This is a genomic window from Janthinobacterium sp. BJB304 (genome assembly GCF_002735765.1).
Classification (GTDB): domain Bacteria; phylum Pseudomonadota; class Gammaproteobacteria; order Burkholderiales; family Burkholderiaceae_D; genus Janthinobacterium.
Window position 1 is genome coordinate 238072 of sequence record NZ_PDZN01000003.1, and the last position, 18401, is coordinate 256472.

15 protein-coding genes are annotated in these 18401 nt (G+C 64.3%); 7 read left to right on the top strand and 8 right to left on the bottom strand.

From position 1 onward, the window contains the following. Positions 1-2: 2 nt before the first annotated feature. The 5 genes from CSQ95_RS05115 to CSQ95_RS05135 all read right to left on the bottom strand — a co-directional run bounded on the left by CSQ95_RS05115 (position 3) and on the right by CSQ95_RS05135 (position 7812). Entirely contained in the window at positions 3-1412 is a 1410-nt protein-coding gene (locus CSQ95_RS05115) for a TolC family protein (RefSeq protein ID WP_257217956.1), read from the bottom strand. Positions 1413-1590: 178 nt separating this feature from the next. After that, positions 1591-3195: a bifunctional aspartate transaminase/aspartate 4-decarboxylase gene (locus tag CSQ95_RS05120; protein WP_099408744.1), complete on the bottom strand. Its 1605-nt coding sequence runs from the start codon at positions 3193-3195 to the stop codon at positions 1591-1593. Between the two features lie 69 nt (positions 3196-3264). Then, a complete protein-coding gene (gene aspT, locus CSQ95_RS05125) occupies positions 3265-4953 on the bottom strand; it encodes an aspartate-alanine antiporter (RefSeq protein WP_070218293.1) in 1689 nt (562 codons plus the stop codon). A gap of 56 nt (positions 4954-5009) precedes the next feature. Continuing rightward, the gene (gene aspT / locus CSQ95_RS05130; RefSeq protein WP_099408745.1) at positions 5010-6692 is read right to left on the bottom strand and encodes an aspartate-alanine antiporter; all 1683 of its coding nucleotides are present in this window, start codon (positions 6690-6692) and stop codon (positions 5010-5012) included. 250 nt (positions 6693-6942) lie between these two features. Further along, positions 6943-7812, bottom strand: a complete 870-nt coding sequence (locus tag CSQ95_RS05135) for an ABC transporter substrate-binding protein (RefSeq protein WP_099408746.1) — start codon at positions 7810-7812, stop codon at positions 6943-6945. On the opposite strand from CSQ95_RS05135, the gene CSQ95_RS29590 reads away from it, so the two are divergent. Both CSQ95_RS29590 and CSQ95_RS05140 read left to right on the top strand, forming a co-directional pair. After that, a complete protein-coding gene (locus tag CSQ95_RS29590; RefSeq protein ID WP_180278958.1) occupies positions 7811-7984 on the top strand; it encodes a hypothetical protein in 174 nt (57 codons plus the stop codon). The genes CSQ95_RS05135 and CSQ95_RS29590 overlap by 2 nt on opposite strands. A gap of 77 nt (positions 7985-8061) precedes the next feature. Beyond that, entirely contained in the window at positions 8062-8325 is a 264-nt protein-coding gene (locus CSQ95_RS05140) for a heavy-metal-associated domain-containing protein (RefSeq protein ID WP_071078113.1), read from the top strand. Between the two features lie 23 nt (positions 8326-8348). Here CSQ95_RS05140 and CSQ95_RS05145 read toward each other — a convergent pair whose 3' ends face one another. Genes CSQ95_RS05145 through CSQ95_RS05155 form a run of 3 tightly spaced genes read right to left on the bottom strand, consistent with a single transcriptional unit; the run spans position 8349 to position 10842 of the window. Continuing rightward, positions 8349-8882 carry an SCP2 domain-containing protein gene (locus CSQ95_RS05145; RefSeq protein WP_099408747.1) on the bottom strand — a complete coding sequence of 178 codons (534 nt, stop codon included), beginning with the start codon at positions 8880-8882 and terminating at the stop codon, positions 8349-8351. Between the two features lie 19 nt (positions 8883-8901). Beyond that, positions 8902-9798 carry a U32 family peptidase gene (locus CSQ95_RS05150; protein WP_099408832.1) on the bottom strand — a complete coding sequence of 299 codons (897 nt, stop codon included), beginning with the start codon at positions 9796-9798 and terminating at the stop codon, positions 8902-8904. A gap of 9 nt (positions 9799-9807) precedes the next feature. Continuing rightward, on the bottom strand, positions 9808-10842 hold the full coding sequence (locus CSQ95_RS05155; protein WP_070311960.1) for a peptidase U32 family protein: 1035 nt from the start codon (positions 10840-10842) through the stop codon (positions 9808-9810). Between the two features lie 164 nt (positions 10843-11006). On the opposite strand from CSQ95_RS05155, the gene CSQ95_RS05160 reads away from it, so the two are divergent. From CSQ95_RS05160 to CSQ95_RS05180, 5 genes are all read left to right on the top strand, one after another. Further along, positions 11007-11423, top strand: a complete 417-nt coding sequence (locus CSQ95_RS05160) for a hypothetical protein (protein ID WP_099408748.1) — start codon at positions 11007-11009, stop codon at positions 11421-11423. A gap of 118 nt (positions 11424-11541) precedes the next feature. Continuing rightward, a complete protein-coding gene (locus CSQ95_RS05165) occupies positions 11542-13290 on the top strand; it encodes a ribonucleoside triphosphate reductase (protein WP_099408749.1) in 1749 nt (582 codons plus the stop codon). Further along, the gene (gene nrdD / locus CSQ95_RS05170; RefSeq protein WP_070218300.1) at positions 13287-13484 is read left to right on the top strand and encodes an anaerobic ribonucleoside-triphosphate reductase; all 198 of its coding nucleotides are present in this window, start codon (positions 13287-13289) and stop codon (positions 13482-13484) included. Before CSQ95_RS05165 ends, nrdD begins: the two co-directional genes overlap by 4 nt. Beyond that, complete coding sequence (locus CSQ95_RS05175) at positions 13477-14181, top strand: anaerobic ribonucleoside-triphosphate reductase activating protein (protein ID WP_099408750.1); 705 nt, start codon at positions 13477-13479, stop codon at positions 14179-14181. Before nrdD ends, CSQ95_RS05175 begins: the two co-directional genes overlap by 8 nt. A 148-nt stretch (positions 14182-14329) precedes the next feature. Further along, positions 14330-18385, top strand: a complete 4056-nt coding sequence (locus tag CSQ95_RS05180) for a Pls/PosA family non-ribosomal peptide synthetase (RefSeq protein WP_099408751.1) — start codon at positions 14330-14332, stop codon at positions 18383-18385. The last annotated feature ends 16 nt before the right edge of the window (positions 18386-18401 follow it).

Here is an 18401-nt window from a genome sequence, read left to right on the forward strand (position 1 = left end):
TATTATTTGTCCACAGGTAATTGGATATCGGCCGCGGCGGCCAGGCTGCCCAGGCGCTGCGTCTCGCCCGTCGCTTCCAGCAATTGCGCCAGCCCCATCACATAGTTATAGGCCGTCTGTGCGCGCTGGGTCTCGACCTTGGCCAGGTTCAGGCGCGCGTCGACCACTTCCAGCGACGTCACTTGCCCTTGCTGGAAGGCGACCGTTTGCAAACGGATATTTTCGCGCGCCAGCTCCACCGACGAGGCCGTGGACAGGTACTGGATGCGCGCGTTTTCCAGCGCGCGCCAGTTCTTTTCGATCAGGGTGGGAATGTCGCGCTCGGCCTGGCGCGCCACCACTTCCACGCGCTCCTGGTCCGGCTTGGCGGCGGCGATCATCTTGCCTGTGTTGATGCGGTGCACCAGCGGCACGGCCACGACGAGGCCGATGGCCCAGTTCGAGCGCACGAGTTTTTCGTTGCCGCGATTCAGGTTGTAATTACCGATGGCAAACACGGTGGGCGCATATTCCTTGCCGTGCAGCTTCAAGGCTTGCTCGGCCTGCACGCGCTTGCTGTCGATCTTTTTCCAGTTCGCATTTTCGCGCATGCCCGTGCTGATGAACGATTGCAAGGTACCCACCGGCAGGCTGTTGACGAACAGGGGCGTGCTGGGCCGCACTTGCGTATTGACGGCGAGCAAACGGTCGAGTGCCACCTGGGCGATTTCCTCATCGCTGCGCGCCTGCGCCTCGTCGCTGCGGGCGCTGTCGAGGGCCACGTCGGCACGCAGGCGTTCCGCGCGCGAAATCAGGCCGCCCTTTTCCAGCCTGGCCGCGTCGCGCTGGTGCTGCGTCACGCCGGCCGTCACTTCGGCCCGCACGGCCACCACCCGCTTCGCCAGCAGCAACTGGAAATAGCGCTGCGCCACCAGGGTCGCCAGCTGTTCTTCCGCTTCCGTGCGCTCCGCCTGCGCGGCCAGGGTCAGGCTCGACGCGAGGCCCTTGACGGCGTCCAGGCGCCCGCCCGTGTAGATGGGCCACATGCCCAGCAAGCCGAACGAGGTCAGGTCCGTCACCACTTCGCGGTTCAGGGAGTTGGGAATGTGCGGCGTGGGCAAGCCGGGAATCGGCGGCAGCACCGATTCGATGCCGCCCACCACGCCGGACAAGCCGCTCGTATCGATGTTCAAGTCCGTCGACAGGCGGCCGCGAAACGCCGTCAAGTCCACGGAAGGACCGTCGATATTCGACAGCGCCTCCGCCTTGAGGGTCTTCGCGCGCACGTCGAGCGCGGCGCCCTGCACGGCGCCCGAAGCGGCTGCCGCTTGCTGCAGCGCTTCGCTGAATGTCAGAGGTTCCGCCAGGGCCGGCATGGCCGCGCCCAGCGCGCTCGCCAGCAATAATGATAAATGTCCTTGCAATCTGCCCATGTAGCGTCCAGTCAATGAATGAGGGGAAAGCACGGGGTTGCCATGTTTATACTTTCACAATAGCAATTATATCCATGGATGTCCATTCCAGCCTGCACTATTGGTTACGCAAGCTGACAGACAAAAACGGGCGCCTCATGCGGGGCGCCCGTTTTTGTCAGCCTAAGCTTCTAGCGGCTTACTTCTTCGCCTTCTTGCCGCCCTTTTCCTTTTCAAACACGGCAAAGAACTCGGACGCCATGCTGCGGATGGCGCGGCCGATATTCGCATAGTCGTATTCGTTCAGGTTGGCCAGCGAGACGCGGCCGGACGGATGCGTGGTGCCGAAGCCGCGGCCCGGCAGCAGGATGACGCCCGTTTCCTCGGCCAGGCGGAACAGCGCTTCGTTCGGTTTGAGTTTTTTCAGCAGCCACTGCGAAAACTCCACGCCATGCATCTGCGCGGCCAGCGATTCCATGTCCAGCAGATGGTAGTAGCGCACGGAATTGGCGTCGTGCACCATCGGCAAGCCCAGTTCGCGATACAGCGCTTCCTTGCGGCGCAGCACGATGCGTTTCATCGACTGCTTGTACTTTTGCTCTTCATCCATCAGCGAGAACAAGGAGAACAAGGTCATCTGCGCCTGCACGGGCGTCGACAGGCCAGCCGTGTGGTTCAGCGCCACCGTGCGGCTGTCGGCCACCAGGCGGTCGATGAATTTCAGTTCGCGCGGCTCCGTCGTGATCGAGTGATAGCGCGCATCGAGCTGCTTCTTGATGGTTTCCGGCAACTTGGCAATCTTGTCGTCGAGCACATTGTTCTCATGCGTGGCCACCACGCCCATGCGCCAGCCCGTCGCGCCGAAGTATTTCGAGAACGAATATACGAGGATGGTGTTGAACGGGCAGATAGCGAACAGCGAGACAAAATTGTCGGCAAACGTGCCATACACGTCATCGGTCAAGATGATCAGGTCCGGGCGCTTCTTGATGATCTTGGCGATGTATTCCAGGGTCTCGTCATCGATCTTGACGGAAGGCGGATTGCTGGGGTTGACGAGGAAGAAAGCTTTCACTTTCGGGTCCAGCAGCTTGTCCAGCTCCTTCTTGGTGAATTGCCAGTTGTTCGATTGCGGCGCATCGATGTGCACGGTGTTCAGCTTGTAATCGTTCAGCTGAGGAATCTCGATGTAGGGCGTGAAGATCGGCATGCCCAGGGCGATCGTGTCGCCTTCCTGGATGATGTGGTTCGATTTCAGGCTGGCGAACAGATAGGTCATGGCCGCCGTGCCGCCCTCGACCGCGTACATGTCGAAGTTGCCGACGAATGGATGGTCGCCGATCATTTCGCGGTGGATATACTGGCCGACAATTTTTTCGGACAGGCGCAGCATGCGGTCCGGCACGGGATAGTTGCAGCCGAGGATGGCTTCGCACATCTCATAGATGAAGTCGCCCGCGCTCAGGCCCAGCTGGTCGCGCACATACGACACGGCCGCCTCGATGAAATGCGCGCCCGGGTTGCCCTCATGTTTGCGCACGAAGATTTCAAAGCGCGCCTCGATGCCCTCGCGCGTGGGAAAGCCGCCCACGTCGTCCATGTACACATACGAGCGCTCCGCTTCCGTCATGGCGAACTGGCCGAACTGGAAGAAACCGTGACGCGGCGTGGTAGCCAGGAAATTCGGGTTGCCGCGACCCGCATTGAGCATCAGGCGGTTGCTTTGCTTGGCCGTCTGGATCAGCGCATCCTTCAATTCGAAGGGGCTCAACAGGGCGAGTTTGCTTGGGTTACTGAAATCCATTTTTGCTACTCCTTATCAGACTGATAATTTTGAGGGTTCTTGCAAAGGTGCTTGCACATACATGCAGACTCAGACGAAGGCCACAATCAGCGGCCCCAGCAAGGTCAGGAAAACGTTGGCCAGGGCATATGTGATGGCAAACGGTACGGTGGGAATCGAGTTTTGTGCCGCGTTCAGCACTTCGCCGAACGCGGGATTGGCGCTGCGCGAGCCGGACAAGGCGCCCGCAAACACGGCCACGTTGTCATAGCGCAAGACGTAACGGCCGATCAGCATGGTCAGAATCATCGGCAGGATGGTCACCACGACGCCCACGCCGAACAGGGTCAGGCCGTGTTCGCGCACGGTTTGCACGGCTTGCAGGCCGGACGTGAGGCCGACGACGGCAACGAAGCCGGCCAGGCCCAGATCCTTGAGGATTTGCACGGCGCCGCTGGGCATGTAACCGAAGGTCTGGCGCTTGGCGCGGAACCAGCCGAACACGAGACCCGACAGCAGCACGCCGCCGCCGCTGCCCAGTGTCAGCGGAATCGAACCGATGCGCGCCACCAGCAAGCCGACCAGCAGGCCGACGACGAGGCCGGCGCCCATGTAGACGAAATCCGTCTTGGCGCTCGGCACGATCATGTAGCCCACTTCGGCCGCCACGCGCTTGACGTCCTGCTCGGCGCCATAGATGGTCACCACGTCGCCCGTCTGCACCACGGTTTCCGGCTGCATGGGCAGGATCTTGCCCATGCGGCTCAGCTGCACGACAAAGATGCCGTGACGCACGCCCGGCGCCGTCGCGCTGCGGATTTCGCCCACCGTCTTGTTGTGGTAAGCCTTGTTGGTCAGCACCATGTCGCGGCGCTGCATCACCAGTTCCATGCCTTCGACGGCCAGCAATTCCTTGCCCAGCTGGGAAGACACGCTGAGCATGGCTTCGCGGCGGCCCACCAGCAGCACGATATCGTCGGCGGCCAGCACCAGGTCCGGACTGACGTCGATGATCTGGCCATTGCGTTTCACGCGCTCGATGGTGATGGCCGTGTTCGGATGAGCGCTTTCGATCTCTTCCACGGTGCGGCCGGCACCCGGACCCACGTCATAGATGCGGCCGATCAAGTCTGGCGCGGCCGGCGTCTGGCCAGGTCCCAGCACCTGCACGCCCGCCTGCAGCGCCGTTTCCGCCTTGATCGCATCTTCGCGGATGGTGCGACCCATGAGTTTCGGCAAGATATTGACGCAAACGATGATGGCGCCAAACGAGCCGAACACATAGGTGACGGCATAGCCGACGGCCACGTTGCCCTGCAGGCGCGCCACCTCGTCGGCCGCCAGGCCCAGCTTGGTGATCGCATCGCCGGCCGTGCCGATGATGGCCGACTGCGTCAAGCCGCCCGCCGCCACGCCGGCCGCCAGGCCCTTGTCCAGGCCGAACACCTTGGCCATGATGACCACCGTCAGCAGCGCCGTCACGGCCAGCACGACGGCCAGGATGATTTCGCGCACGGACTGGCGCCCCAGCGAATTGAAGAATTGCGGTCCGCTTTCATAGCCGACCGCGTAAATAAACAGGGCAAACAGCACCGACTTGACGCCGGGATCGATGGCCACGCCTACCTGGCTGACGAGGACCGCCACCAGCAGTGAACCGGCGACCCCGCCCAGCTGAAACGAGCCGAACTTGATCTTGCCGATGTAGTAGCCCACTGCCAGGGAGAGAAACAAGGCAATTTCGGGCGACTTCTTGAATAACTCATGCAACCATTCCATGCGGACCGCCTTTCGTGTTGAAGGAATTCTTTACTGCCTGTGCTCTTGCAAGCTGCTCATGCATGGACGGACCCGGCCAGGGCCACGATGAGCGGCCCCAGCAGAGGCAGCACCACGTTCGAGATGGCATAGGTAATCGTGTAGCCCAGCAAGGGCGTGGAATTGCCGGCCGCGTTCTGCACGGCCGACAAGGCTGGGGTGCTGCACTGCTGGCCGGCGATGGCGCCCAAGAGCACGGGCGCTTCCAGCTTGAGGAAAAAATGGCCCACCAGCAACGACAGCGAGGCGGGGATGACGGCGATCAAGACGCCCATCACGGGCAGCGACAAGCCGTACTGGCGCACCAGCTCGATTGCCTGCGGTCCCGACGCCAGGCCGACGCAGGCGATGAAGGTGGCCAGGCCGATATCCTTCATCATGTCGAGCGCGCTGGAGTGGATGCCCGGCATGCCAGGTTTTCTCGCCTGGTACCAGCCGAACACGAGCCCCGTCAGCAAGGCCCCGCCGCCCGTGCCCAGCGAAAACGGAATGCCGCCCAGCTTGGCGGTAAAGCCGCCGATATACACACCGAGCACGATGCCGATGCTGGCGTAGACGATATTGCTGCGGTCGCCAGTGGGCACGCGCTTGCCGATGGCCGACAGCGCCGTGTTCAGTTCGCGTCCTTCCGTCGTGCCGTACAGGCGCAGCACGTCGTCGCGCTGCAGGGCCAGGTCGGGCAAGGGCGGCATGCTGTGCTCGCCGCGGATGACGGCCGCCACATGCACGCCGGTGGGCAAGGCCAGCTGGCGCAGGGGCTGGCCGACCAGCGCGGCTTGCTGCAGCACCACTTCGACGGCGGCGACGGCCATGTTCAAGCCCGTCGTGTCGGCAAATTCCTCGCCCAGGATGGCTTCGGCCGCCACCAGCGCGGGACGGTGGCCGATCACCAGCACTTCGTCGTTATTGCGCAGGCGCAGTGCCGGCTCCAACGGCAAGACCTTGCCATGCCGGCGCACGCGCGTGATGCTGGCGCGGCCCGCAAAAATATGCTGCAAGGCATCGAGGCGGCGTCCCGCGCCCCGGCTGATGCGGTAAGCGCGGCCGACCATTTCCGGCGTCGCCTGCAAATCGTCGGCGCCCGCCTGCGCGCCGCCCATTTTTTCCCATAATTTGTCCGCTTCCTCGCGCAGATTGACGCGCAACAACAGCGGAAAAATCTGGCTGGTGACGATGACGATGGCGATCAGGCCGAAGATATACGTGATGGAATACGCGGTGACCACATTGGCTTGCAGCTCGGCGATGCGGGCCGCCGGCAGCGCCAGCTTCGAGATCGCGTCCGTGGCCGTGCCGACGACGGCCGATTCCGTCGCCGCGCCCGCCATCATGCCGGCCGCCGTGCCCTGGTCCAGGCCCAGGAAACGCGTGGCCAGCAGCACCAGCGCCAGCACCACCACCACTTCGATCAGGCACAGCAGACCCAGGCGCAAGCCCTTGGCATTGAGGTTGGCAAAGAACTGGGGACCGCCCGCGTAGCCGAGGGCAAAGATGAACAGCATGAAGAAAACGTTCTTGACGCTGGCATCCAGCGTGATGCCCAACTGGCCGATCAGCAGCGCGGCGATCAGGGTGCCGCACACGCCGCCGAGCTGGATCGGGCCGAAGCGTATCTGCCCTACCGCGTAGCCCAGCGCCAGCGCCAGGAACAGGGCCAATTCCGGCACTTGGTGCAATACCGACGCGATCGAATCGAGCATGAGCGAACCTTCGAAAAGAGACGGTTGGTTACCCGTTCCCTGGCTGGCAAGCGCTGGCGATTGAACGGGCGTACAGGATCCCGCGCAGCACATGCCATGGAGGTTTGCACTGGGGAAAAGTTGTTACGAGGAATCATGTTCGGTGAAAATTTTACAAGTGTCAACAGGTGTTCTGTTGAACTCGCTTTGCGTTTTATCAAACATCCTGCGCACGATTGAAGCAGTCGTTTGACATAGCTCAACTAAACCATTAGTAATGATTTGGACGATACCAAAGTGCCTTGCGCGCCAGCGGCGTCTCTTCCGGCAGGTCCGGATTGACCAACTCCAGCACGTAACGCCGGGACAGATTCAGGCCCTGCGCGAGACGGCCGAAATGGCGTTGGAACAGCTGCGCAAAGCTGCCATCGGCCAGCATGGTTTCCAGTCCCAGTTCAATGTGGCGCGCCAGTTCCGGCCGGTGCTTGCCGACAAAAAAGTACAGTGCGGCCGGGTAGCGGATGACCAGATGGGTGTCTAGCGCCAGCGGCAATTGCGCGTGGCTGGCCAGCTCGCTTTGGGCCTCGATCACGGAGCGGGGAAAGTAGTCGATGCGCCCCGCCGCCAGCTGCTGGAACAGGCCTTCGTAGGTGCTCGATGTATCGAGGCGCAAGCCGTTCGCCTGCAGGATGGCGCAGTCGGGCCAGTCGCGCATCTGGCCGGCAGACAGCCGCGCCAGGGCGGCGACGCTGCGCACGCCGCGCAGCAGCTGCGTCTGGCGGGCATGGATCAGGGCCACGCGCCAGCCGATCAGGCCGCGGTCGATCGGTATGCGCACCGGCAGCAATTGCGTTTCGCGCGCCCGGCTCGTCATGGCCCAGACGACATCGACGCTGCCCGACGCCATGGCGATTTCCTGCATGGCGCGCGTCTGCACCATGCGCAGTGCGGAGCGGCGCAAGGCATATGCCTGGCCCGACCGCGACAGCGCCTGTTGCAGCAAGGCCGTCACATAACCTTGCTGCGGATCATCGAGCGCCTGATGGCGCGGATACACGAGCGGCAGCGGCGGCGACGTGCCGGCGGCGGCAGCGCCCAACGGCCACAGGCCGGCAAGCATGAGCAGGGGGCGGCGCTGCATGGCCCCTCCTTTCCAGCGCTTTCATCAGCGTTCTTATCAGAATGACAGTATCGCGCAGCAGGGCACGCTTGTCGACTGGATTATGGAAACTGTGTACAAAACAACAGCAATTCAGGCGGAAGTGGAGCGGTGCGAATTAATCCAGATCAATAAAACCGCAAATAGAAAATAAATCTTGCGTGCTGCTCTGGACGGCATGCGCGCCCCTCGCCTACGCTGTTTTTTTTATCTGAAAAACAAGAGGACCACATGCAGACAGCGCGCTTGAATATTATTGGAATGGATCACGAAGGCTGCGCCGACAGATTGACGGGCGCACTTGAGGCCGTCACGGGCGTGGCCACCGTCTGCGTCTCGCTGGCGCGCCACGGCGCCACGGTGCAATTTGACGAACGCCTGGCCACGCAGGAACGCCTGCTGGCCGCCGTCAACGACGCCGGCTTCATGGGCGAGGCGTCCGATGAAGAACAATTGCCATCGTGCAGCGGCGCCTGCGGCCACTGCCGCCACTGAGCGCCCGCCTCCCCCATTTCCGCTCAGCCTCCCCGCGCGCCCCGGTCGCGCAAATGCGCCAGCACGCGGCGCGGTCCCAGCGACTGCAGGTCGAACGGCGGCAATTCGATGGCATCGAGCGTATTCTTGAACAGCAAGCCCAGCTCCGTATCGCCTTCCAGGCTCAAACGGCGGCTGAAGAACAGGGTGTCCGGATCTTCCTGGCGCCGCGCCAGCAGCATCAAGTCATGCACGCTGGCGGCGATGCACAGGTCCGGCACGTCGACATAGCGCTCGGCTACAAACACCGTGCCCTGCCACTCGAAATCGAAGGCGATACCGGCGTCCAGCAAGCGCAAGCGCAGGCTGCGCCCTTCCAGGCTGCAGCGCACGTCGTCGGGCAATTGCGGCGCCAGCAGGCGGTTCAAGCCTTGCACGAACAGCCAGGAGGCGGGATACGGCGGCAGCTTGGACAGCAATTCTGCCAGCGGTTCGGGCAGCCGGTACGACACGGCGGGCTTGCTCATGGCAGGCTTGGCCGGGACCGGGACGGGTAATCTTTCCAGTTGATCTTGCATAGTCTTCCTTTCGATGCGTTCAATGGGCGGCGTGCTGTTCCATGCCGGGCTGGCCGTGCCAATAGCCGTCGCAGGCGCCGGCCGGCTGGCAGGCCGCCAGCTGGGCCTGGGCGCCGATGCCGCTGACCTGCCCCCGGCGGGCGCGGTCGAAGATGGCGATCACCTGTTCCGTGTGCATGGCTTGCGGACTGATGCGCGCCACCGACACGCCCATGTCGCGCATGGCGTCGAGTTCGCGCACCAGGTTATAGACGAGCGCCGACTGCGTCTGCGTGCCATTCAGTACGAGGAAGGGCACTTCGTCGCGCGTGCGCAGCAGCAGCCCGTCCGGCTCTTCCAGGCAGCTGTAGCCGCAGTCGTCCTTCGGCAGGTTGCGGTTGCGCGCCGTGAAGCAGCGCGCGGAAAACGCCAGCGGCATGCGGCCGTAGGCAAACACTTCCGTCTCCAGCCCTTCCGGTTTCTGGCGCTGCATCTCGGCCAGCGCCGTCTGCCCCATTTCCAGCGGCATCACCCAGCGCCGCGCCCCCATGCGCGCCATCAGTTGCAGGCTGGGGCCATTGAACAGGTTCAAATGGGGACCGGCGACGAAGGACGCGCCCTTTTCCATGCAATGCACGGCGCCCATGTCGTTGGCCTCGACGCCGTAGCGCCCATTGCCCGTGATGCGGCGCAGGGTGGCCAGTTCGGCGCCCGCCTCGATCAGCGCCTGCGTCGACAGCACCACTTCCTTGCCGGCGGCGGCCAGCATGTCGGCGATATCGAGCCAGTCGGCCAGGCGCAGCTCATGCCGGCGCGAGCAGACGGTTTCGCCCAGGTACACGATATCGACGGCGGTGCCGGCGATCTGCTGGTAAAACTCGAAGACGGTGGCGCGCGGCCAGTAGTACAGCAAGGGACCCAAAGATAGTTTTAACATGTTCATCCTCTATTTCCAGGAGCGGTGATACGCGCCCAAGGTGTGCTGCTGGCCTTCGGCCAGCTTGTCCATGGCCGCCATCCAGCCCGGCTTGACGGCGTAGCGCGTATTGCCTTCGCGGCAGGCGTCGATCGCTTCGCGCCACACGCGCGTCACCTGCGCCACATACGCGGGGCTGCGCTGGCGCCCTTCGATCTTCACGGCGCGCACGCCCATGGCGATCAGCTGCGGCAGCAGCGCCAGCGTGTTCAGGCTGGCCGGCTCCTCGATGGCGTAATACTCTTCGTCGTTAACTTCGAAACGCCCCTTGCACAGGGTCGGATAGCTGGCGTTTTCGCCCGGTGCGTAGCGGTCGATCAGCACGCCGTTCAGGCGCGATTCGAGGCCGTTCGGCGTTTCCAGCCAGCGCACGGATTTCGCCGGCGAGCACACGCCGTGCGTGTTCGGCGCCTCGCCCGTCGCATACGACGACAGCGCGCAGCGCCCTTCGACCATCACGCACAGGCTGCCGAAGCCGAAGACCTCGATCTCGACGTCCGTCTTGGCGATCAGTTGCTCGACCTGCGCCATCGACAGCACGCGCGGCAGCACGGCGCGGGCGATGCCGAAGTGTTCCTGGTAAAAATTGATCGCTTCGTAGTTGGTGGCCGAGCCTTGCACGGACAGGTGCAGGCGCAGCTGCGGGTGATGCTCGCTTGCATACGCCATCAAGCCCGGATCGGCCACGATCATGGCGTCGATGCCGGCTTGCGCGGCGCGGTCGATGGCGCTGCGCCACACGGCCCAGTTGTGCGGCTGCGGATAGGTATTCAGCGCCAGCAGCACCTTGCGTCCATATTGGTGGGCGTAGCGCACGCCCTCGGCGATGGCCTTTTCGTCGAAATTGAGGCCGGCGAAATTGCGTGCATTGGTGGCATCGCGAAAACCCAGGTACACGGTGTCGGCGCCATTGTCGACGGCCGCTTTCAAGGCGGGCAGGCTGCCGGCGGGGCAGACCAGTTCCAGCGGTCCGGCCACGCGGGTGGCGGTAGTTGATTCAAGCATCATGATGTTCACAGTCCTGTATCGGCTCAGGGTGCAGACTATAGCCCCGCCCATACCGCCCAGTCCTTGACACAGGTGAAGGAATGCATGCATGGCTGGCGCGCGTTCAACTTGCTTGACCTGGCTGTAAAATGCCCCACTTTTTCCCTATCCGATTGCCCGCCATGACCCGCAAACCGCTGCTGATTTTCCTGCTCACCCTGTTCCTCACCGCGCTGCAGGTGCAGTGGGCCGGGCCGCCCGATGGCTATGACGCAGGGACCATCTCCGTGCTGTCGCCGGAAGTGCTGGGCGCGTATCCGGGCGTGCTGCTGCTGTTCCTGCTGGCCGTGTTCGCGCGCCGCAAGATGCCGCTGCTGCGTCAGGCCGCCATCTGCACGGGCTTGCTGGCCGTCTACTGGCTGCTGGCGAACTACGTCACCTTCGACGCGCGCGTGGCCAGCTGGAGCACCTACACGCCGCTGGAAATCTGGATGCACGTGCTGCCCGCCTCCGTCGCCAGCGTCGCCGCCTGCGGCGCCGCGTTCTTTTGCGCGAGCTGGCTGATCCTGCGCGAAACGCGCTGGAACAAAAGCGGCTGACGTGGTTTTTTCACCTGCATCAAGGATTCGTCACGCAACTGCACGCGCCCTTTGACTCCACTATATTTAGTGATTAATCTCCATAAAAACACCGCATGTTGTGTTTATTGGAGGTTTCATGACGACAAATGCAGTTTCCCCCACACGCGGCCAGGTCGATGTCGCCGCATCCATCAATGAATACCTGGACCGGCGCGACTGGCGGGTCAACGCCAACGCCAACCAGGGTTACTCGCTGGGCGGCCTGATACTCAATGTATCGGGCAAGGTCATCGCCAACTACTGGCTGGACCAGGTGTATCCGCCGGAAGTGGGCGCGGCGCACCGCGAAGCGGCCCTGCACATCCACGACCTCGACATGCTGGCCGGCTATTGCGCCGGCTGGTCGCTGCGCACCCTGCTGCACGAAGGCTTGAACGGCGTGCCGGGCAAGATCGAATCGGGCCCGCCGAAACACATGTCGAGCGCCATCGGCCAGATCGTCAATTTCCTCGGCACCCTGCAAAACGAATGGGCCGGCGCGCAGGCGTTCAGCTCCTTCGATACCTACATGGCGCCCTACATCCGCAAGGACAGCCTGTGCTATGAAGACGTGCGCCAGTACATGCAGGAGCTGATCTTCAACCTCAACGTGCCGTCGCGCTGGGGCACGCAGACGCCGTTCACCAACCTCACCTTCGACTGGGTCTGCCCGGACGACCTGCGCGAGCAGATTCCCGTCATCGCCGGCCGGGAAATGGATTTCAGCTATGGCGAGCTGCAGGCGGAAATGGACATGATCAACCGCGCCTACATCGAGATCATGATGGCGGGCGACGCCAAGGGCAGGGTCTTCACCTTCCCCATCCCCACCTATAACATCACCGAGGATTTCGACTGGCATAGCGAAAACGCGGAGCGTCTGTTCGAAATGACGGCCCGCTACGGCCTGCCCTACTTCCAGAACTTCATCAATTCGGAACTCAAGCCGAACATGATCCGCTCCATGTGCTGCCGCTTGCAGCTGGACTTGCGCGAACTGCTGAAAAGGGGCAATGGCCTGTTCGGTTCCGCCGAGCAGACGGGCTCCCTGGGCGTGGTGACGATCAACTGCGCGCGCCTGGGCCACCTGTGGCGCGGCGACGAAGCGGCCTTGATGGCGGACCTGGACCGCCTGCTGGAACTGGGCAAGACCAGCCTGGAAATCAAGCGCCGCACCATCGAGGAACTGATGCAGCAAGGCCTGTTCCCGTACACGAAGCGCTACCTGGGCACCCTGCGCAACCACTTTTCCACCCTGGGCGTGAACGGCATCAACGAGATGATCCGCAATTTCAGCGGCGACGCCTGGGACATCACGTCCGCCGAGGGCCATGCGCTGGCGATCCGCCTGCTCGACCACGTGCGCGCCCGCATGGTGGCCTTCCAGGAAGAGACGGGCCATATGTACAACCTGGAAGCGACGCCGGCCGAAGGCACGACGTACCGCTTCGCCCGCGAAGACCGCAAGCGCTATCCCGCCATCCTGCAGGCCGGCACCGTCGACAATCCGTATTACACGAACTCGTCGCAACTGCCCGTCGGCCACACGGACGACCCGTTCGAAGCGCTGGAATTGCAGGACGCGCTGCAGCGCAAGTACACGGGCGGCACGGTACTGCACCTGTACATGACGGAAGCGCTGTCGGACGCGAACGCCTGCCGCGAGCTGGTCAAACGCGCCCTGAGCCGCTTCTCGCTGCCCTACATCACCGTCACGCCCACGTTTTCCATCTGCCCGCGCCACGGCTACCTGGCCGGCAAACATGAATTTTGCCCCACCTGCGACGCGGAGCTGATCGCCCGCAAGCAGGCCCACATTGCTCCATCACTTGAGGAAACGCCATGAACGCACGTCCCGACTTCACTCCCGCCATCACCCTGCTCGACAGCGAACGCCAGCGCTGCGAAATCTGGACGCGCGTGATGGGCTATCACCGCCCCGTCGCCTCGTTCAACATCGGCAAGCAGGGCGAATTCCACGAGCGCCAGTATTTTACGGAAGCGAGCGCCCGGGTTGGCCAGCCGGCCTGCCATGGCTGAGTTGAAAGTGGGCGGCCTGACGCCCTTTTCCGCCACCGACTACCCGGGCAAGCTGGCTGCCGTGGTGTTCGTGCAGGGCTGCCCCTGGCGTTGCGGCTATTGCCACAATCCGCACTTGCAGGCGCGCACGCCCGAAGGCGCCATGCCGTGGCAGGACGTACTGACCTGGCTGCGGCGCCGCGTGGGCCTCGTCGACGCCGTCGTCTTCAGCGGCGGCGAGGCATGCATGGACCCGGCGCTGGCGCGCGCCATGCTGGACGTCAGGGCGCTGGGTTTCGGCATCGGCCTGCACACGGCCTGCATCTATCCGCAGCGCCTGCAGGAAGTGCTGCCCCTGGTCGACTGGGTCGGCTTCGACATCAAGGCGCCGTTTGCCGACTATCGTCATGTGACCCGCGTGGCCGGCAGCGGCGACCCGGCGCGCGCCTGCCTGGACGCCATCCTCGCCAGCGGCGTCGCCTACGAATGCCGCACCACCACCCATCCGGACTTGCTGCCGGACGAACAGCTGCTGGCCCTGGCCGCCACCCTGGCCGCCAACGGCGTCGACAACTACGTGCTGCAGCAGTTCCGCGCCGAAGGCTGCGCGGACGCGGCGCTGTCCGGCCGCCCCCTGCACGGCTATCCGGCGGCGGCTACTGTGGCGCAAATCGGCGCCATGTTTCCCCGTTTTACATTCCGTAATCATGGCAGTTGATCGTGCAGCCACATAATTATTGAAAGTCCCGCAAAATTCCCCGTTCTGCAACGCTGAAATGTCTTGTGTGCTGTAATGTATCAACTGTGCCGCGCACCATGCGCAGCCCGTCAGATTCCTCACACCGCATTACAGATAAGCGTCATCCATGAACGATTTCACCGCAGTCAGCCCAGACATCCCTTCCACCCACGCCGACATCCTGTACGGCCCGCCGCGACCGGATCTGCTGCGCGAGGAAGTGCTGGCCGACCTGCTGGAAGCGACGGCGCGCCGCTGTCCCGAACAAATCGCCCTGATCGATGGCGCGCGCAGCATCACGTATGCCGAACTCGATGCGCAGGCGGGCCTGGCGGCTTCGCGCCTGGTGGCGGCCGGCGTCAAGCCCGGCGACATCGTGGGCCTGTGGCTGCCGCGCGGCGCCCCTCTGCTGCTGATGCAGGCGGCCATCGCCAAGGCGGGCGCCGCCTGGCTGCCCGTCGATGAAGACACGCCCGTCGAGCGCCTGCAAGTGTGTCTCGATGACGCCAATGGTGCCGGTGTCGTCAGCTGCGCACAGTTCGCGCCGCGCCTCGAGCAGGCTGGCATCGAGCGTCCCGTATGGACGGCGGAAAGCCTGCTGGCCCCTGCCGCGCCGGGCGAACTGCTGCCCGCGCGCGGCACAGTCTTGCCCGAACACCCGGCATACGTGATCTACACGTCCGGCTCCACGGGCAAGCCCAAGGGCATATTGATCAATCAGCGCAGCATCTGCCACTTCCTGCGCAGCGAAAACGCCGTGCTGGAAGTGACGCAAAGCGACACCGTCTACCAGGGATTTTCCGTCGCCTTCGACATGTCGTTCGAGGAAATCTGGATCGCCTACCTGGTGGGCGCCACCCTGTGGCTGGGTCCCAAGGAAATCTCGGGCGACCCGGAAGCCTTGCCGCGCGCGCTGGCCGAGAACAAGGTCACCGTTCTCCATGCCGTGCCGACCCTGCTGGCCCTGTTCGCCGAGGAAGTACCGAGCCTGCGCCTGATCAACCTGGGCGGCGAGATGTGCCCCGAGTCCCTGGTCGAGCGCTGGTCGCGCCCGGGCCGCGCCATGTTCAACACCTATGGCCCGACAGAGGCGACCGTCTCGTGCAGCCTGGCGCGCCTGCGCCCCGGCGAACCCGTCACCATCGGCACGCCGCTGCCCAACTACGGCTTGCTGGTGCTGCAGGTGGCCGAGCCGGGCGAAAACCGTCCCTTGACATTGCTGGCGCGCGGCGAAACGGGGGAATTGTGCATCATCGGCCCCGGCCTGGCCGAGGGCTACCTGGGCCGGCCCGACCTGACGGTGGAAAAATTCCTGCCCAACCCGTGGGCGAGCAGCGACGACGACGCGCGCCTGTACCGCACGGGCGACCTGGCACGCATCGATGCCGACGGCCAGGTGCTGTGCCTGGGCCGCGCCGACGACCAGGTGAAGATACGCGGCTTCCGCGTGGAGCTGGGCGAGATCGAAGCCGTGCTGGCGCAGCAGCCGGGCGTGGGCACGGTGGCCGTCCTGCTGCGCAAGGATGACGGCATCGACCAGCTGGTGGCCTACATCGTCGGCAGCGACGAGGCGCCCGGCGACGCCCTGGCGGCGAAAACCCTGCGCGCGGCCCTGAACCTGCATTTGCCGCCCTACATGGTGCCGGGCCGTTTTGAATTGCTGCCGCTGATGCCGCGCCTCACCTCGGGCAAGATCGACAGGAAGGCCTTGAAAGCCATGCCATTATCCGCGCCGCAGGCCGGCGAGGCGGGCGTCTCGGACGTGCCGGAAACGCCGGCCGAAGCGGCCCTGTTCGCGGCCCTGGCCAAGCTGTTCCCGGGCCAGGCCATCTTGCGCCAGCTGGATTTCTTCAGCGACCTCGGCGGCCACTCCTTCCTGGCCGCGCGCCTGGCATCCGCCCTGCGCGCCGATCCGGCCTACGCCCACATGACGGTGCGCGACATTTACCAGAACCGGCAGATCGGCAAGATCGCCGCCGTCTTGAACGAAGTGCCCGCGCTGGCCACGCCGGAAGCGGATTGGACGCCGCCATCGGCCTGGAAACGCTGGGTCTGCGGCGCGGCCCAGGCAGCGGCCGTGCCGGGCCTCGTCACCCTGCGCATGGCGCAGTGGATGGCGCCGTTCTTCACCTACCACTTCTTCACGGGCGACACGGGCGACACCGTGCCGCGCGCCATCGCCGCCTCGATCGGCGTGTTCTTGCTCGCGACCCTGGCAGAATTTGCCATCGCGATTGCCGGCAAGTGGCTGATCGCCGGGCGCCTGAAGCCGGGCAGCTATCCGCTCTGGGGTTTCACCTATTACCGCTGGTGGCTGGCCGACCGCCTGGTCGAATCGGCGCCCGCGTATCTGCTCAGCGGCTCGTCCCTGAACAGCTGGTGGCTGCGCGCGCTGGGCGCCAAAGTGGGCAAGGAAGTGGTCATCGGCTCGATGACCCTGCGCGCGCCCGACTTGCTGTCCATCGGCGACAACGTCAGCGTGGGCAATGCCGTCAACTTTGAAAACGCCAGGGTGGAACGGGGCCGTTTGCTGCTGGGCCGGATCAGCATCGGCGACGATGCCTGCATCAGCTCTTACGCTATCCTGGAAGGCAATACGCAAGTGGGCGCCTTCGGTCACCTCGAGGGCCAGTCGGCGCTGGCCGACGGCGCCTCGGTGCCGGCCGGTCGCGTCTGGACGGGGTCGCCCGCGCGCGACATCGGCCCCTATGACAGGGCCAGCCAGCCGCCGCGCCCCGCCGTCTCGCGCCTGCGCCTGACGGGCGAAACCATGTTCTTCTGCTTCGGCATGGTCCTCATCGCCGTGCTGTTCTTCATGCCAGTCTTCCCCAGCTTCGTGCTGATCGACTGGTTCGACGAGCGCGAAATGATGCCGTGGCTGCAGGGGCGCGACGTGACGACCCAGCTGGCCCGCTATTTCCTGCTGGCCTTCCCCGCCAGCGCCGTGCTGATCGTGCTCACGGCCCTGCTGTCGGCCGCCATCCGCTGGGGCGCGCTGCCGCGCCTGAAACCGGGCAGCTCGCCCGTGCACAGCAATATCTATTGCGCCAAGTGGCTGGTCAGCCATATCCAGGAATCGAGCCTGAACGTCCTGCACGGCATCTACGCCACCGTGTACGCGCCGTACTGGTACCGCCTGCTGGGCGCCAAGGTCGGCAAGGGCGCGGAGATTTCCACGGCGCTGGGCGTGGTGCCCGACATGCTGACCCTGGGCGACGACACCTTCATCGCCGACGCCGTCATGCTGGGCGACGAGCAGATCGACGGCGGCTGGATGACCATGCGCCCCACCGTCGTCTCGCACCGCAGCTTTGTCGGCAACGGCAGCTATATCCCGGACGGCACCGTGCTGCCCGAGCACGTACTGATCGGCGTGCACACGCACGCGCCGCGCAATGAGCAGATGCACAGCGGCGACACCTGGCTGGGTTCCCCGCCCATGCATTTGCCCGCGCGCGAACAGGTCAGCGGCTTTGCCGAGCACCTGACGTTCAAGCCATCGCTGCTGCGCCGCCTGGGCCGCAGCCTGATCGAAGCGTTCCGCATCGTCGCGCCGCACGCCGTGGTGATCGCCGTCGGCTATACGCTGGTGCTGGACGTGATGCCGATCGCGGGCGCCGGACGCTGGGGCGAAGTGGTGAGCGACCTGGCGATCGCCGGCATCGCCTACGGCATCGGCAATTTTTTGGTCGTCGTGCTGTTCAAGTGGCTGCTGCTGGGACGCTACCGCAAGCACGCGGCGCCCATGTGGACGCCGTTCGTGTGGCTTTCCGAAGGCGTGACCAACCTGTATGAAGGCATCGCCGTGCCCAACTTCATGCGCTACCTGCGCGGCACGCCGTGGCTGCCGCTGGCCTTCCGCCTGTTCGGCTGCAAGATCGGCCGCGGCGTCTACATGGATACGACGGACATCACGGAGTTCGACTGCGTGCACATCGGCGACTACAGCGAATTGAATGCGCTCACCTGCCCGCAAACGCATCTGTTCGAAGACCGCGTGATGAAGATCGACCACGTGGAAATCGGCCAGCGCGTCTACATGGGCCCGCGCAGCTCCGTGCTGTACAGCGCCAAGGTGGGCGACAATGCGCGCCTGGGACCGCTGACCCTGGTGATGAAGGGCGAGCACATCCCCGCCGGCAGCAACTGGGCGGGATGTCCGGCCGCGCCTTTGCGTAGCTGATTGCAGCTGATGGATT